At 57.0% G+C, this 17,207-nt stretch carries 12 protein-coding genes and 1 riboswitch; of the genes, 4 read left to right on the top strand and 8 right to left on the bottom strand.

Annotated features, from left to right (window positions below; all coding sequences use genetic code 11):
• Window positions 1-88: 88 nt before the first annotated feature.
• Window positions 89-1,495, bottom strand: a complete 1,407-nt coding sequence (locus EQV93_RS05680) for an adenosylmethionine--8-amino-7-oxononanoate transaminase (protein WP_122785466.1) — start codon at window positions 1,493-1,495, stop codon at window positions 89-91.
• A gap of 284 nt (window positions 1,496-1,779) precedes the next feature.
• On the opposite strand from EQV93_RS05680, the gene EQV93_RS05675 reads away from it, so the two are divergent.
• Window positions 1,780-2,331, top strand: a complete 552-nt coding sequence (locus EQV93_RS05675) for a cytochrome b (protein WP_146385866.1) — start codon at window positions 1,780-1,782, stop codon at window positions 2,329-2,331.
• Between the two features lie 32 nt (window positions 2,332-2,363).
• Window positions 2,364-2,942, top strand: coding sequence for a YceI family protein (locus tag EQV93_RS05670; RefSeq protein WP_122785468.1), 579 nt, complete (start codon window positions 2,364-2,366; stop codon window positions 2,940-2,942).
• 141 nt (window positions 2,943-3,083) lie between these two features.
• Here the strand turns inward: EQV93_RS05670 and EQV93_RS05665 are convergent, their stop codons facing one another.
• The 4 genes from EQV93_RS05665 to ahcY form a co-directional block, all read right to left on the bottom strand.
• A complete protein-coding gene (locus tag EQV93_RS05665) occupies window positions 3,084-4,937 on the bottom strand; it encodes a DEAD/DEAH box helicase (RefSeq protein WP_122785469.1) in 1,854 nt (617 codons plus the stop codon).
• 487 nt (window positions 4,938-5,424) lie between these two features.
• On the bottom strand, window positions 5,425-6,171 hold the full coding sequence (locus tag EQV93_RS05660) for a hypothetical protein (protein WP_240891060.1): 747 nt from the start codon (window positions 6,169-6,171) through the stop codon (window positions 5,425-5,427).
• A gap of 194 nt (window positions 6,172-6,365) precedes the next feature.
• Window positions 6,366-7,211, bottom strand: a complete 846-nt coding sequence (gene metF / locus EQV93_RS05655; RefSeq protein ID WP_122785471.1) for a methylenetetrahydrofolate reductase [NAD(P)H] — start codon at window positions 7,209-7,211, stop codon at window positions 6,366-6,368.
• Between the two features lie 101 nt (window positions 7,212-7,312).
• Window positions 7,313-8,722: an adenosylhomocysteinase gene (ahcY, locus tag EQV93_RS05650; protein WP_122785472.1), complete on the bottom strand. Its 1,410-nt coding sequence runs from the start codon at window positions 8,720-8,722 to the stop codon at window positions 7,313-7,315.
• Window positions 8,723-8,744: 22 nt separating this feature from the next.
• Window positions 8,745-8,851, bottom strand: a riboswitch (S-adenosyl-L-homocysteine riboswitch).
• A gap of 183 nt (window positions 8,852-9,034) precedes the next feature.
• Here ahcY and EQV93_RS05645 point away from each other — a divergent pair.
• Both EQV93_RS05645 and EQV93_RS05640 read left to right on the top strand, forming a co-directional pair.
• Window positions 9,035-9,436, top strand: a complete 402-nt coding sequence (locus EQV93_RS05645; protein ID WP_122785473.1) for an acyl-CoA thioesterase — start codon at window positions 9,035-9,037, stop codon at window positions 9,434-9,436.
• A 162-nt stretch (window positions 9,437-9,598) separates the two neighbouring features.
• A complete protein-coding gene (locus EQV93_RS05640; protein ID WP_122785474.1) occupies window positions 9,599-10,456 on the top strand; it encodes a formate/nitrite transporter family protein in 858 nt (285 codons plus the stop codon).
• 1 nt (window position 10,457) lies between these two features.
• Here EQV93_RS05640 and trhA read toward each other — a convergent pair whose 3' ends face one another.
• The 3 genes from trhA to EQV93_RS05625 all read right to left on the bottom strand — a co-directional run bounded on the left by trhA (window position 10,458) and on the right by EQV93_RS05625 (window position 17,203).
• Entirely contained in the window at window positions 10,458-11,075 is a 618-nt protein-coding gene (gene trhA, locus EQV93_RS05635; protein ID WP_122785475.1) for a PAQR family membrane homeostasis protein TrhA, read from the bottom strand.
• Window positions 11,076-11,259: 184 nt separating this feature from the next.
• The gene (locus EQV93_RS05630) at window positions 11,260-11,727 is read right to left on the bottom strand and encodes a chemotaxis protein CheW (protein ID WP_122785476.1); all 468 of its coding nucleotides are present in this window, start codon (window positions 11,725-11,727) and stop codon (window positions 11,260-11,262) included.
• A complete protein-coding gene (locus EQV93_RS05625; RefSeq protein ID WP_240891059.1) occupies window positions 11,720-17,203 on the bottom strand; it encodes an Hpt domain-containing protein in 5,484 nt (1,827 codons plus the stop codon). Before EQV93_RS05625 ends, EQV93_RS05630 begins: the two co-directional genes overlap by 8 nt.
• Window positions 17,204-17,207: the final 4 nt, after the last annotated feature.

Genomic DNA, 17,207 nt, shown 5'->3' with positions numbered 1-17,207 from the left:
GGCTGCCGAGGGCTGCAACAAAGACCTTAAAGCAGGTCTGCTGCGCCGCCCATCGCAGCCTGCGGCAGCGGCCACAGGGTTTGTGTCTTTAGCCGGGGTCGCGGAAGTCAGGGTGGAAATTCGCCGGCACGGCCACGCTGATGTCGCTACGGGTCGCAATATCAATGCCTTCGCTGGCCACTTCGGCCAGAAAGTCTATCTGTTCCGGGGTGATCACGTAAGGCGGCAAGAAATACACCACGCTGCCCAGCGGCCGCAGCAAAGCGCCTCGTTTCAACGCGTGCTCGAACACCTTCAGACCCCGTCGTTCCTGCCACGGATAAGCCGTTTTAGTGGCCTTGTCCTGAACCATTTCTATGGCCAGCACCATGCCAGTCTGGCGCACTTCCGAAACATGGGCATGGTCCGCCAGATGCGCGGTGGCGCTGGCCATACGTTGAGCCAGGGCCTTGTTGTTCTCGATGACGTTGTCTTCTTCGAAAATATCCAGGGTGGCCAACGCCGCTGCGCACGCCAGCGGGTTACCCGTATAGCTGTGAGAATGCAGGAAGGCGCGCAAGGTCGGGTAGTCGTCGTAGAACGCGCTGTAGACGTCCTCTGTCGTGACGCAGGCGGCCAAGGGCAAATAGCCGCCTGTCAACGCTTTGGACAAACACAGGAAGTCCGGCGTAATGCCTGCCTGCTCACAGGCGAACATCGTTCCGGTACGGCCGAAGCCGACTGCTATTTCGTCAAGAATCAGGTGCACGCCATAACGGTCACAGGCTTCACGCAGCAACGTGAGGTAAACCGGGTGATACATGCGCATGCCACCGGCGCCCTGAATCAGCGGTTCGACAATCACTGCCGCGACACTGTCGTGATGCTCGGCCAGGGTTTGTTCCATCGCCAGAAACATCGTGCGCGAGTGCTCTTCCCAACTCACACCTTCGGGGCGCAAGTAGCAATCCGGGCTAGGCACTTTGATCGTGTCGAGTAGCAACGCTTTGTAGGTTTCGGTGAACAGCGGCACATCACCCACTGCCATCGCCGCCATGGTTTCACCGTGGTAGCTATTGGTCAGGGTCACGAAGCGCTTTTTATTTGGCTGACCGCGATTGAGCCAGTAGTGAAAGCTCATCTTCAATGAGACTTCGATGCACGACGAACCATTGTCGGCATAGAAGCAGCGCGTGAGCCCTTCGGGCGTCATCTTGACCAGTCGCTCGGACAATTCAATCACAGGTTGATGACTGAAACCGGCAAGGATCACGTGCTCCAGTTGATCGACCTGATCCTTGATGCGCTGATTGATACGCGGGTTGGCGTGGCCAAAAACGTTAACCCACCAGGAGCTCACGGCATCCAGATAACGCTTGCCTTCGAAGTCTTCCAGCCACACGCCTTCGCCGCGCTTGATCGGGATTAACGGCAGCTGCTCGTGATCTTTCATTTGGGTGCAGGGGTGCCATAACACGGCAAGGTCGCGCTGCATCCACTGATTATTGAGGCCCATTTTCACTCTCCTGGCGGTGGCTCCCGGCGTGTGCGGGCAAACAAGCTCGCAAGCCTAAGCAATGCGCAGGCTTGTAACAACCCATTACGCTTAAACCCGACTTGGGGTTGTACTTAGAGACGCTCACGGGCATAAAAGAGCGACATAAAAACACTTAACATTTGCTTAACGTTTGACTCTCAGTCTCCAGATCGTATTTATCGATACCTTGCAGCAAAAAAATGCGCTTTCTTTCGATAGGTAAATCATTAGTCTTAGGCTCAAGTTCCCACAGGATGTTGGCAATGCAGCTACGTAACTCTTCTTCTCGCTATGGTGCCGTCAGTATTGTCCTGCACTGGTCTGTTGCATTGGCGGTGTTCGGGTTGTTCGCATTGGGCTTGTGGATGGTCGGCCTGGACTACTACGACCCGTGGCGCAAGGAAGCACCTGACCTGCATAAAAGCATTGGCCTGACGTTACTGGCCGTGATGCTGATCCGCGTTGTATGGCGTTTCATCAGCCCGGCGCCGCCAGCGCTTGAAAGCTACAGTCGTGCGACCCGTATAGGCGCCAAGTTTGGCCACGCGTTTCTGTACCTCAGCTTGTTTGCCCTAATGATTGCGGGATATTTGATCTCAACAGCCGAAGGCGTTGGTATTCCTGTTTTCGGTTTGTTTGAAGTACCGGCACTGATCTCCAACCTGCCCGATCAGGCTGATGTTGCCGGCGTTGTACACCTGTGGCTGGCCTGGACCGTGGTGATTTTCGCCGGTTTGCATGGTCTGGCTGCGTTGAAACACCACTTTATCGATCGTGATGTGACCCTGACCCGCATGCTGGGTCGCAAAGCCTGATGTTCAACCTCAATTCAAAAGGAATGGAACGCATGTTGAAAAAGACGCTCGCTGCACTGGCACTCGGTACTGCACTGCTGACCGCTGGCCAGGTTATGGCCGCTGACTACACCATCGACAAAGAAGGCCAGCACGCCTTTATCGACTGGAAAATCAGCCACCTGGGTTACAGCTTTATACACGGTACATTCAAGGACTGGACCGGTACGTTCTCGTGGGATGCGGCCAAGCCTGCTGACAGCAAAATTGACGTAACCGTGAAAACAGCCAGCCTGTTCTCCAACCACGCTGAGCGTGACAAGCACATCGCCAGCAAGGATTTCCTGAACGTCGACAAATACGCGGACGCCAAGTTTGTGTCGACCAAGGTTGTGCCAACGGGCGAGAAAACAGCTGATGTAACAGGTGATCTGACGTTGCACGGCGTGACCAAACCGGTCACGTTCAAAGCGACATTCAACGGTGAAGGCAAGGATCCGTGGGGCGGCGAGCGTGCAGGCTTCAACGCAACCACTACCCTCAACCTGAATGACTTTGGCATCAAAGGCCCTGGTCCGACTTCTCAGACCCTGGACCTGGACATCTCGCTGGAAGGCGTGAAAGCCAAGTAATAACCCTTTTAGATGGCCCACAAAAAACGCCCCGGCTTGTGAAAGCCGGGGCGTTTTTGTGTGCGGATCAAAAGCCCCTCACCCTAGCCCTCTCCCAAAGGGAGAGGGTTGGGGTGAGGGTGCTTTTCAAGCACTACTCACTCAGCGATTACGAGTCAGCAACGCTGGCTTTTCACCACGTGGACGGTTCGGCAGTTGATCGAGTTGCTCCGGGGTCAGAAAGCGATCGCTCTTGGACTCTTTGTGCATGATCTTCGGCTGATTCTCACGAGGCCCCTTCACCGCTGGCTCTTGACGTGAATCATCGCGGGCCGGACGATTATCGCGACGGGCCTGACCGTCACGCGGAGCGCCGCTACGCGGGCCGCTGCGCTTGGCAGGCGGTGTACCCGTGCTGGCGCCAGTGCCAGTGCGCGGGCCATTCTGGCGGCCTTGCGAAGCGCCACCCGTACGGGCAGGTGCAGAACCCGTAGCCGCTGCCGGAGCGCCTGGACGGCGACCACGGCTCTGATTGTTCTTGTTCTGGTAAGGGCTGACGTAATCAGCGCGGTTACCAAAGTTATCCACGTCGTCATCACGGAACTCGTCCGGCGCACGATTGGCATCTGAACGAGGCGTCGGCTGGCGCTGCTCACGAGCTGGCTGCGCTTCACGAGGCTTTTGCTCACGCGCCGGGCGCTCACCACGGGCTGCGGCAGGCTTTTCTTTGCCTTTGTCCTTGCCTTTGTCTTTACGACCACCACCGCCGCCGTTACCCGGGCCATCACCACGCGGGCCGCGTGGCGCGTTGCGCGGGTTACGCACATCCGGACGCTCACGCACTTCAGGCTTCTCAGCTTCAACAGCGCTTGAGTCAAAACCCATCAGGTCGCCATCGGCGATTTTCTGCTTGGTCATGCGCTCAATGCTTTTAAGCAGTTTTTCTTCGTCCGGAGCAACCAGCGAGATCGCTTCACCGGAACGACCGGCACGGCCCGTACGACCGATACGGTGAACGTAATCTTCGTCAACATTGGGCAGTTCGAAGTTAACCACGTGCGGCAGTTGGTCGATGTCCAGACCGCGCGCTGCAATATCAGTGGCTACCAGAATGCGTACCGAACCTGCTTTAAAGTCGGCCAGTGCTTTGGTACGAGCGTTCTGGCTCTTGTTACCGTGGATGGCCACAGCGCTCAGGCCGTGTTTGTCCAGGTACTCGGCCAAACGGTTTGCGCCGTGCTTGGTACGGGTGAAAACCAGCACCTGTTCCCAGGCACCTGCGGTGATCAAGTGAGCCAACAGGGCGCGCTTGTGAGTGGCCGGCAGGCGGAAAACACGCTGCTCGATACGCTCAACCGTGGTGTTCGGCGGGGTAACTTCAATACGTTCCGGGTTGCGCAGCAACTTGCCGGCCAGGTCGGTGATGTCCTTGGAGAACGTCGCCGAAAACAGCAGGTTTTGGCGTTTGGCAGGCAGACGCGCAAGTACTTTTTTCACGTCATGGACAAAGCCCATGTCGAGCATCCGGTCGGCTTCATCAAGCACCAGAATTTCAACGTGGGACAGGTCAACACTGCCTTGACCGGCCAGGTCGAGCAATCGACCCGGGCAGGCAACCAGTACGTCAACACCGCGCGACAGCGCTTGAACTTGCGGGTTGGTACCCACACCGCCGAAGACGCACGCACTGACGAACTTCAAGTCGCGGGCATAAAGCTTGAAGCTTTCGTGCACTTGGGCGGCGAGTTCGCGAGTCGGGGTCAGGACCAGCACGCGGGGTTGGCGTGGGCCGTGGCGTTGGGATTTGTCGGGGTGGCCGTTGGGAAACAGCTTTTCCAGGATAGGAAGCGCGAAACCGCCTGTCTTGCCTGTACCTGTCTGAGCCGCAACCATCAAATCGCGACCTTGCAACACGGCGGGAATGGCCCGCTGTTGCACCGGAGTAGGCTCGGTGTAGCCCGCAGCTTCAATGGCACGGACTAAAGCCTCGGAGAGACCGAGGGAAGCAAAGGACATGAGAAATCCTGTTCTAGTTAGGGCTTGGCCCAAAGGGATAGTCTTGCCTGGCGTGAATCGCGTTTAAGGTGACGCAATCCCGTCCGGTCCTGCTCCAGTCCTGAAGGCCCATTCATGCCGCTCGCGCTGGCTGTAAGCTGCGCCGTAACGGGAGGTTGAATGCCTTGTACAAGGACGAGCGGCCGGGCGTAAGCCTGGCGGAAAACCCGGAGTATAACAGAGCAATCACGGCGCGCCGATTTCATGCAGCTGAACGGTTTTAATGCCTCAGCCCACAAGCGGTCGCGCAGCCACTTCAGGGGTTGGCGGTCAGGACGGGCCATCATCGCTGGCATCGAGAGAAGATTTGAAGCGCGACGAGCAGGCGTCTGAGCCAAAGGCAAAAGCCGGTGCGCTTCAAATACATGTTCTTGTTCGGGTTACGGATCTGGTGGAGAACAAATGAGTCTTACCATCCTCCAACACGGCAGCCTAAAATCCTAAGAATTTACAGGCAGACAATCACAGAAATATCATCTATGTCGAACGCGTTCTCTGCTTGAAATCTCACAACCACATTATTGTCTGCGTGGTCTGAAAGAATAGGTATCGCCAGTGTATAGACCCCACTTTTATTGATTGCTTGATGAGCGCTGTCGCCCACAGAAACGGTGACATCACCATAAACATTTGAAAGGGTAAAATTAACTTTAACAATGTCTGCTGTATTAAGTGGTCGATCTAGAGTAACGGTCTGTTTGATATGACCCACGCCCGCGATATTCGCTTTGCCATCGACGAACGTAGTAAATCCGTCATAGGTCCAATACTCATCACGGCTTGAAAAATCACCATTTTTGATTACATCCTTCGGCGTGCATACCTTATTCTCAACCTCAAGCCATACGTCATCTAGCACTAAAGAATTAGGGGCTTCGAATTTGAGTGCCAATCGGTCTGAGACCATATCGGCCGGCAGTACGAATGCGATATCGTAATCACCGCCTGAAAGAAAAACTCGATTCCCAACACCTTCTAGAGTGACGGAAAAGGACGCTATCAAATCAGAAACCTTGAACTTAACCCGCACCGCATCGTTTTTTTTGAGCGGAGCTTCTAAAACAACCTCTTGCTCAATATAACCTGGCTTGGATATATATTTAACAGTGGCCGTACGGCCATCAAACGTAGCGCCCAAGTGGGTCCACTTATCACCAAAATCTGTAAATTCACCATTCACAATCAAATTAGACATATCTTCACTCTGGCGGTAGGTAATTATTGAATTTTTGATATTAAATCAACCTTCAAACATTCCTACTCTCAGCAATGATGGTATTTATAACCTGATTGAGTTCAGTTAACTGACAGGTAAATCCAATGACGAGAAGTCTCATGCTGCCTTGAAAGACGCATGAAAAATCCCGCCAAAGAAAGACGCCGCTATTTTTACCGCGGCAGCTTCAGGTTGTTCCAGATCGCCAGGCTCGGCTCGGCCTGGTTCAGGGTGTAGAAGTGCAGCCCCGGTGCGCCGCCATCCAGCAGGCGCTCGCACATCTCGCTGATCACCTGCTCGCCAAACGTCTGAATGCTCTGCACATCATCGCCGTAAGCTTCCAGCTGCTTACGAATCCAACGCGGAATTTCAGCGCCGCACGCGTCAGAGAAACGCGCCAGTTTGCTGTAGTTGGTGATCGGCATGATGCCCGGCACCACAGGAATCGTGACGCCCGCCGCCTGTACACGCTCGACAAAACGGAAGTAGCTGTCGGCGTTGAAGAAATATTGGGTGATCGCACTGTCGGCGCCAGCCTGAGCCTTGCGCACGAAGTTGGTGATGTCGTCTTCGAAATTATGCGCTTGCGGGTGCATTTCAGGGTACGCAGCTACTTCGATGTGGAAGTGCTCGCCGGTCTCTTCACGAATGAAGCTCACCAGGTCGTTGGCGTAACGCAGTTCGCCGCTGGCCATGCCCATACCTGAAGGCAGGTCGCCACGCAGCGCCACGATGCGCTTGATGCCCGCCGCCTTGTACTGGTCCAGCAGGCCACGCAAATCGGCCTTGCTGTCACCCACGCACGACAAATGCGGGGCCGCAGGTACTTTTACTTCGCTCTCCAGTTGCAGCACGGTATTGATCGTGCGGTCACGGGTCGAGCCACCGGCACCGTAGGTGCAGGAGAAAAAATCCGGGTTATAGGTCGCCAGTTGGCGAGCCGTGTTCATCAGTTTTTCATGCCCAGCATCGGTCTTGGTCGGGAAGAACTCGAAGCTGAAACGACGGTCTTGAGACATGGAGATACCCTTGCGTACGCGAAGAGGCAGTGATGGCCCCTGACGCTGAACTCACACACAAAAAAAAGGCGGTCAGTACAAGCCTGGCCGCCTTTCTTTAATCAGTAACGGTAGGTTTCTGGCTTGAACGGACCGTCGACGGTAACGCCGATGTAGTCAGCCTGTTGCTTGGTCAGTTGCGTGACCACGCCACCGAAGCCGCGAACCATTTCCAGGGCTACTTCTTCGTCGAGTTTCTTCGGCAGCACTTCTACGGTCAGACGCTCAGCTTGCAGTTCAGCTGGCAGGTCAGCGTATTTCTGTGCGAACAGGAAAATCTGAGCCAGTACCTGGTTGGCAAACGAGCCATCCATAATGCGGCTTGGGTGACCGGTAGCGTTGCCCAGGTTAACCAGACGGCCTTCAGCCAGCAGGATCAGGTAGTCGTCGTTCTGTGGGTCGAACTCGCCCAGACCAGTACGGTGAACCTTGTGAACCTGTGGCTTCACTTCTTCCCATGCCCAGTTTTTGCGCATGAAAGCGGTGTCGATTTCATTGTCGAAGTGACCGATGTTGCACACCACAGCGCGTTTTTTCAGCGCAGCCAGCATGTTTTTGTCGCACACGTTGACGTTACCGGTGGTGGTCACGATCAGGTCGATCTTGCCCAGCAGCGCAGCGTCGATGCTGGCAGCAGTGCCGTCGTTCTGGCCGTTGATGAACGGCGAAACCACTTCGAAGCCGTCCATGCACGCTTGCATGGCGCAGATTGGGTCAACTTCGGAAACCTTAACGATCATGCCTTCCTGACGCAGCGATTGAGCCGAGCCCTTGCCCACGTCACCGTAGCCAATCACCAGCGCTTGCTTGCCGGACAGCAGGTGGTCAGTACCACGCTTGATCGCATCGTTCAGGCTGTGACGGCAACCGTACTTGTTGTCGTTTTTGCTTTTGGTGACCGAGTCGTTCACGTTGATCGCCGGGATCATCAGCTCGCCTTTGGCCAGCATGTCCAGCAGACGGTGTACACCGGTGGTGGTTTCTTCGGTCACGCCGTGGATCTTTTTCAGCATGGCCGGGTATTTCTTGTGCAGCAGCTCGGTCAAGTCGCCGCCGTCGTCGAGGATCATGTTGGCATCCCACGGCTCGCCATCCTTAAGGATGGTTTGCTCCAGGCACCACTCGTACTCTTCTTCGGTTTCGCCTTTCCAGGCAAATACCGGGATACCGGCAGCAGCGATAGCGGCAGCGGCCTGGTCTTGAGTCGAGAAGATGTTGCACGACGACCAACGCACTTCGGCACCCAGAGCAACCAGGGTTTCGATCAGTACGGCAGTCTGGATGGTCATGTGGATGCAACCCAGAATCTTCGCGCCCTTGAGCGGTTGTTCTGCGGCATACCGACGACGCAGGCCCATCAGGGCTGGCATTTCGGACTCTGCGATAAAGGTTTCGCGGCGGCCCCATTGGGCAAGGGACATATCAGCGACTTTAAAGTCGGCAAAACCAGCAGGCGTGTTTACAGCGCTCATCAAGAGCCTCCATTCGTTTAATCGCGAATGGGCGCCGTTGTGCGTTTAGTGCCTGCCCAGGGAGACCTGAACAAACAACGCCCCATCCGAGCCTGACAGGTTGAACCTGCTGCAGCGCCCCTCGGACAGGTGGCGGGAACGGTACTGGGTAAAAATGACCGTTTTGAAGCGGGGGTGATTATAGCCATCAAGGCAACGGTTCCCAAGGCTTTTTCTTTTGCCTTATCGAGACCATAGTCCAAGCCTAATAGAGCTATGCGCCATGGTCTGACATCATGGTCGCCATCTAAGGCAAGACGGTCAGGAGCGAATATGAATTTCCACACCCGCAAATGGGTTAAACCCGAAGACCTCAACCCAAACGGCACCTTGTTCGGTGGCAGCCTGCTGCGCTGGATCGACGAAGAGGCCGCGATTTACGCCATCGTGCAATTAAGCAACCAGCGCGTGGTGACCAAATACATCTCTGAAATCAACTTTGTCAGCGCCTCGCGTCAGGGCGACATCATTGAGCTGGGCATCACGGCCACCGAGTTCGGCCGCACGTCCATTACCCTGACCTGCGAAGTGCGCAACAAAATCACCCGCAAAAGCATTCTGACCGTCGACAAAATGGTCTTCGTCAACCTGGGCGAAGATGGCTTGCCAGCGCCTCACGGCCGTACCGAGATCAAGTACGTCAAAGACCAGTTCCAGGATGACAATCAGGCGTGATGCTCCCGGTGTAGCCGCTGACGAGGCAGCCCCGCTTGTCGCAGGGTAACGCGAAGGTCCTTCGGCCCTTATCGCAGCCTGCGACAGCGGCTACAGGGCAACAAATGAACAGCTACAGTCCATACGTGTCGTACATTCACACGCTAATGGTTCTGGAGCCTTATGGACGCGCAAAAGTCAGGCAAAACCCCCAACCTGTCGGCTGAAGAAGAGCACGACGTCACCAAAAACCAACCTCCACGGGCCGCCGTTCTGCACGAAATTATTCGCTTGCAGGGCGATCAGGAACTGGAGCGCAGCATCGCTGCCCTGTTCTGGTCAGCACTGGCCGCCGGGCTGACCATGGGCCTGTCGCTTATGGCCATGGGCCTGCTCAACTCACGCTTACCCAGCGGCGAAGCCTTCAAGGTCATCGCCAGCTTCGGCTATTGCGCGGGCTTTCTGGCGGTCATTCTTTCTCGTCAGCAATTGTTTACCGAAAACACCCTGACAGCCGTGTTGCCGATCATGAGCAAACCCACACTCAAGAATGTCGGCCGATTATTCCGGCTATGGACGGTGGTGCTGGTCGGTAACCTCATGGGCACCTTGCTGGTGGCCTACGTGATGCTTCACCTGCCCATCTTTGATACGCAGACCGACAAGGCCTTTTTAGAAATCGGCCACAAAGTGATGGAAAACGACGTCAGTCAGATGTTCGCCAAGGGCATTATTTCAGGCTGGATGATTGCCACCATGGTGTGGATGATCCCGTCTATGGAGAGCGCCAAGATGTGGATCATCATCCTCATCACTTACCTGATGGCACTGGGCGACTTCACTCACATCGTGGTCGGTACGGCCGAAGTGTCGTACCTGGTCTTTGCCGGCGAACTGCCGTGGAAAGACTTCTGGCTGATCTTTGCCGGCCCGACGCTGGCCGGCAACATCATCGGCGGCAGTTTTATCTTCGCCCTGATCAGCCACGCACAGATTCGCAGCGACACCCAAAAACCTGAACCGGACAGTCAGCAGCCCTGAGTCAGATCACGTAATGCGCGATGGCCACAAAATGCAGCAGGCTGCCGGCAATCACGAACAGATGCCAAATGCCGTGGGCATGGCGCAGACGATGATCAAGGGCAAAAAAGATAATCCCCACGGTGTACATCACCCCGCCCGCCGCCAACCAGACAAAGCCGGCGGTGCCTAGCGCTGCGAGCAACGGTTTGACGGCCACCAGCACAATCCAGCCCATCAGTGCGTAGATGACAATGGACAAGATACGCGCTTCGGAGCGCGGCTTGATCTCTTGCAACATGCCAATCACTGCCATGCCCCAGACGATCCCGAACAGCGTCCAACCCCACGGCCCGTGGAGAGTGACCAGACAGAATGGCGTGTAACTACCGGCAATCAACAAGTAAATAGACAGGTGATCGCACTTTTGCATGATCACCTTCGAGCGCCCGCGCACGCTGTGATACACAGTCGACACGGTGTACAGCAACACCAGCGTGACCCCATAGATCGCAACACTGATGATCTTTTGCGGGCTGCCATCCAACGCCGCCATAACCAACAACCAGATACTGCCCGCTGCTGCCAGCACTGCCCCGACCAAATGCGTCCAGGCGTTCAATTTTTCGCCGTGATACATGTGCAACATCCTCAAGAACTGATAGTGCGTCTGTGTCACTTTGTAACTATATAAGGGTCAGGGTTGCGACATCAAAGGGCAATGCGCCGATGGTCGAGGGCAGCGGGCGGCCTTTTCCGCCGTTATAGAAATCCAGCGATGCCCCTCACCTGGCTAATTGGCTGAACGCTCAAGGTCTATGCGCTCATTCCCGAGCTTGAGCCAGCCCGCCACCCATCACCCACCTTTCCAGCGCCTCCAGGTCCGGAATCTTCGCCACATGATCACCGACTTGCACGGCGGCAAGTTCCAACGCGCTGAGGTGCACATCAACAAAACTCAACTGGCTGTCCACTTTGTAAGAGCGCGGAATGCCCTGCACCACTATGGCGATGAATTTGAAGTCGGGATTGCCGCCCAAGGTGTTGAGGATGACGATGCGCGCCCGCTCACCAATCACCAGCGAGCTACCGCACGCAACTTCGAAGCTGATCAGTGGCACGGTGTGGTCACGCCAGTTGATAGTGCGCAGATGCCAGGGCGGGGTATCCCGACTGGGTTCACCGTGCTGCCAGTCAATCAGCTCGGCAATCGCCACGTTGGGCAGCAGCAGGTAGCGGTCCGAAAGCGGCAGCAATAAGCTCGTCAGGCTGCCCACGCGATGATCAAGCATGAAGTGTGCTCCAGTAGGCGATGCGCTCCAGTAACACGCTCTCCTGGTAAGGTTTGCCCAGATAGTCGTTGACGCCGATGGCCATAGCCCGGTTCTGGTGCTTTTGCCCTGTGCGCGAAGTGATCATGATGATCGGCAGGTCTTTAAGGCGCGGATTATTGCGTACACGGGTGGCCACCTCAAAGCCGTCCATGCGCGGCATTTCGATGTCCAGCAGCATCAGGTCAGGGGTGTGTTCTTCGAGCACGCTCATGGCATCGACGCCGTCTTTGGCGGTGATGACGTTAATGCTGTTGCGCTCCAGCAACCGGCTCGTCACTTTGCGTACGGTGACGGAGTCGTCCACCACCAGCACCAGTAACGGGCGCTCGGCGGGAATGAACTCCAATGCTCCAGTAGCCTCCGGTGGCGCACCGACGATGGGTTGCCGCACCTGATGGGCGCGAAGGAAGGCCAGCAAGTCAAGGATCAGCACCACGCGGCCATCGCCCAGAATGGTGGCGCCCGATACACCTTGCACGGCCGTAAATTGCGGGCCGAGGCTTTTCACCACGATTTCCCGTGAACCGGCCAGCGCATCAACGTGCAGGGCCACACGCTGATCCTGAGAGTGCACCAGCAGCACCGGTTGCGCTTCGTTTTCGCCCCCCGTCCGGGGCTTGCCGACGGTTTGCAGCAGCTCGCCCAGATAACGTAATTGATAGGTCTCTCCGCCGTAGTGATACAGCGGCGGGTTGTGCTGGTAATACCCCTCAAGTTCGTTGGGCATGACCCGCACGATGCGCTCGACGCTGTTTTGCGCGATCGCATATTGCTCATCGGCGCACTGCACCATCAACGCGCGATTGAGCGAGACACTGAACGGCAGGCGGATCTGAAAATGCACACCCTGCCCCGCCACCGAGTCGATGGTCATGCTGCCACCCAGTTGACGCACCTCTTCGTGCACCACGTCCATGCCCACACCGCGGCCGGAAATCTGGGTGATCTTTTCAGCCGTTGAAAACCCCGGCTGCATGATGAACTGCAACACCTCGCGATCAGACATCAGGGTGTCGGGGTCGAGCAAGCCACGCAGGATGGCTTTGCGCCGAACCGATTCGAGGGGTATCCCGGCACCGTCGTCATGCATGTCGAACACCACGTCGCCGCCTTCATAGGACAGCTCCAGGGTGATATGCCCCTGCTCAGGTTTGCCACTGGCATGGCGAATGTGAGCAGGCTCCAGGCCGTGGTCAACCGCATTGCGCAGCATGTGTTCGAGGGGCGCGACCATGCGCTCCAACACCGTGCGGTCGACTTCGGCTTCGGCATTGATGACATTGAACTCAACCTGCTTGCCCAGCTCATTGGCGACTTGCCGCACGATACGCTTGAGGCGTGGCAGCACGCGCTCGAACGGCACCATGCGAGTGCCCATCAAGCTTTCTTGAAGCTGGGTGTTCATGCGCGCCTGTTTTTGCAGCAACCCATGCGCGTCCTGAATCCGGGCCGACAGCGTGGCCTTGAGGTCGAGCAAGTCCGACGCCGACTCGGACAAAGCGCGAGACAGCTGTTGCAGCAACGAATGTCGGTCCATTTCCAGCGGATCGAATTCATCGTAAGCCACGCCGTCCGCTTCGGTATGCAGGCGGCTATGCAGCCGGCCCTGGGTCTCACTGTCGAGCCGGCGCAGTTGATCTTGCATGCGCTCAAGCGTGGTTTGCATTTCGTTGAGGGCAACATTGCCGTCGTTGACTTGCTGTTCAACGCGACCGCGAATGGTTGAACTCTCACCCGCCAAATTCAACAGGTCTTCCAGTAACTCAGCCGGCACCTTGACGGTGTCCAGCCCCGTACGCTCGCCCTCAACCTGCGGGGTCGGCGGTGCGGGTTCCGACTTGTTTGCCGGGGCCACCGGCTGGGCTTCATGACTGCTGCGTTCGATTTGGCGGATACGCTCAATCAACGCTTGTGGTGAAGGCATCGGCTGGCCGCTGCGCAAGGCGTCGAGCATTTGCGCCAGTTGATCATGGCAACGCTGCAACAACACAAACAGGTCTGTGCAGGGCACGAGAAAGCCTGCCGAGATTTCTTCAAAGAGGGTTTCCAGTTCGTGGGCAAAATCACCAATGGCACCCACTTCAACCATCCGAGCACCGCCTTTGAGGGTATGCAAGTCGCGCAGCAAGTTTTCGACTTCAAGGTGGTTCTGCGGGTCGGCTTGCCAGCGTAACAACGCCGCCCCCGAGCTCTCCAGAATGTCCACCGCCTCTTCAAGGAAAACCGCCACCATCTCGGGATCGGTATCGATGCTCTGTTCAGCGCCCAACTGCGCCGTAGCCGCACTCAACTCAGTGATGCTAAGCCCGCCATCGCGGCGAATCAGGCCAGTGGCGTCTGGTGCCAGGCCTTCATGCAACAGGTCATGCAAGGTCTGAATCAAGGTCGGTTGCGGCTCGATTTCCTGGCCTGCCGCCAATTGATCCAGCATGTTGATCAGGGCTTCATGGGCCATATTGGCCTCATGAAAGAAACGCTCGCTGACCGCAAGGCTGCTCTCTTCAACCGCGCCATACACGTCGAGCAGGGCTTCACACAGCGCATCAATGGGCTGCAAGTCCAGCAAGTGCGCAGACTCTGCCAGGCTGGTCAGCTGGTCCAGCAGCATATCCAGACCTTGCCGCTCATGGGGATGATCACGCCAATGCAGCAGCAAGTCTTCGGCATCGAACAGAATGTCCATGCTCTCGCCCAGGAATTCGGCGATGCGCTGGGGATCTCGCCGTGTCACCACGTCGCTCACCGGCTTGTCGAGCAAGGTAGCCAGACGCTCGTTAATCAAGTGCTCGGCACGGTCGGCCAACGCACGCGCGCCATCAATCTCGGCCAACGGGTCTGTGTCCAGTTGCTGCAGGCCGCAATGGAGCAAGCGCGCAGCTTCGCGCAGGCAATCTATTTCACTGCGTTCCAGCGCAAGATGGTGGGCCTTGTGCTCACGTACCAGATAATCCAGCGCCGTCGCCAGCCGGGCGATGGGCAACACGCCCGCCATAGACGCGCTACCTTTGAGGGTGTGCATGGCCAGTTGTAAATCATCGCTTGCGTAAACTGGCACTTGTTGGAGAGCTTGATCCAGAAAACGCTCAATGCGGGCAAGGTGGGTGTGCGCTTCCTGACGGAAAATATCCAGCAGTTGCGGGTCGATCTCGGTATTTTGCTGCTCGATCAGCAGAGGCTGAGGCTCACCCCGGGACAGGCTGTGCGCTCGCGCCGCCAGTTGATCAATATCTTCGCGTTGCCGCTGGCGTTGCTCGGCAAACTCCTGAATGAGTTCAGGCAGTATCACCAAGGTGTCATCCAACAGTTGATAGATCCCCGGCCCTGGTGCGACGTTGTGCTCAATCACCCGGTTAAGCAGGTTTTCCACCGCCCAGGCCAGTTCACCCAACACCAACGCGCGCACCATGCGCCCACTGCCTTTGAGGGTGTGAAACCCGCGCCGCAGCTCAGCCAGCGCGGCGCTGTCCGCAGGGTTGGCGACCCATTGCGGCAGGTAGTCATGTAACGTGACCAGCACGTCATTGGCCTCTTCAAGAAAGACCTCCAGCAACTCTTCTTCGATTGCCTCTTCACCCACTGGCGGTGGCAACAGACTCTCGGGGACGTGTTGCGCCTGCGGGTTGAGCGTTGACACAGGACGGGCCAACACATCGGCCAACGTGTGCACCACGTCTGGATCGTCCAGCGCCTGCAGGTCTTGCATGACCAGTAATTCAATGGGACTCAGGCGATCATTGAGCACGGGGACCTGACGCTCTTTAGGCGCGTAACCCAGTTCGATCAGACTGTTTTCAGCACGGTCGAGCACTTGTTCGCTGGCCGCTCCAGGGTCCTGGGCAATACGTTCCAGATAGTACTCAAGGCTGATCAGCACATCGGCGAGATGATCCGACTGCTTCGTCGCAGGCGCTTCAGTGCCAAGCAACAAGTGCTCGCTTACATAATCGCCACAGGCTTGAAGCAGCCCCGCAGCACGACTCAGCGGGATCATGGCCAACGCACCACGAATTTGCGTCAACAACTGCGGCACGGGCTGCAAGAGTTGGCTGTCGAGGCCCGCCTCCAGGTAATCGGTGATCAAGTCTTTAACTTCTTCAAGGCCCACACGGGCTTCCTTGATCACCAACTGATGGATCTGCAACAGGTCGGTAGTAGGCAAACGACTTTCTTCGCGCTGTGAAGGCTCCACATTGCCAACCATGCCGGTCAGGGTGGCTTCGACATAAAGCAGCGCCGCGGCGACATCCATCAACACTGCATCGGTAGGGTCACGCTGGCCTTGAGCGACACTCTGCAACACCGCCAGTTGGTCAATGATGACTTTACGCGGCTGCCCGAAACCCAGCACGGCCAAAGTATCGGCAATCTGGCGCAAGGGTGCCATCAGGCTGCTCAGGTCTGAGACATGTTGGCGGTCGCTGCGCACGAACAGGTCGAGACGCTCTTTGACCCGCACCAGTTCTTCGCACAACGCCGCGACCACTGAACGCATGGCATCACGGTCCGGGCCTGCCAGACGCGCCCGCTCCTCATCGACCATTGCCGCATCCGGCATGGCGTCATCCAGCTCGTAGCGGTTCTTCAGCGCCAGCATTTTGGCCGTCGGCTTTTCAGCTTTGGCGATGTAAAACAGCAAGCTGGTGAGCAGCTCTTCGGGCGCGGGCTGATTCACGCCATCAATGCCTTGCTCCAGCAAGCGCTTAAGCTCTTTGTCGACGTCTTGAAACAGGCTGCGCAAGGCCGGGCTGTTGGGCACCCGACCACGGAGCATGCCGTCAACCAGAGCCGAGGCTATTTGCCACAAAGCATTAAGCGGCGCGTTATGGCAGACGTGCTGAAGCTGGGCGAAAACACCTGCCATCAGCTCAAGGTTGGCTGGCACGTCGTGTTCGTCCTGCACATTCTGCAGCGCGGTGTGCAAGGTGTGGCGCAATACGCGCAACTGACGCGGCCACTGCGCTGGCAGCAAACGGGCCAGTGCGGCCTGGTCCAGTTCAGGCAGTACATGCAAGGGCGGGCTGAACAGATTGGTCTCAGACAGCAGGGTTTCACCGCGAGCCGTGCGTAAATCATTAATCAATGGCAAAACCACGAGCGGCCAGTCCCGACGGGCACTGTGCACACGCTCCAGGTAAACCGGCAACTGACTGAATGCTTGCTGCAACAGGGGCAAGGCCTGGTCAAGCTGGCTGACACGGCCCGCTTGCATCGCGATCACCAACTGCTCCATCTCTTCGGCCAGCAACGCCGCACCGTAGAACTCGACCATCAGCAAGCTGCCATGCACCTGATGGATGCACTCCAGACACTGCGCCAACAGGTCGTCGCCGGGCTGTTGGGCATAGCGGTCCAGCAATGCACGGGCCTGCTTCAAGGTGTCGCAAATTTCGCCTTTAACCCATTCGAGGGCCACGTAATCGTGCCGGTCAACCATAACG

This window comes from Pseudomonas sp. TMW22091 (genome assembly GCF_022496705.1).
Classification (GTDB): domain Bacteria; phylum Pseudomonadota; class Gammaproteobacteria; order Pseudomonadales; family Pseudomonadaceae; genus Aquipseudomonas; species Aquipseudomonas saxonica.
This window is presented reverse-complemented; position numbering and strand designations above follow the sequence as displayed.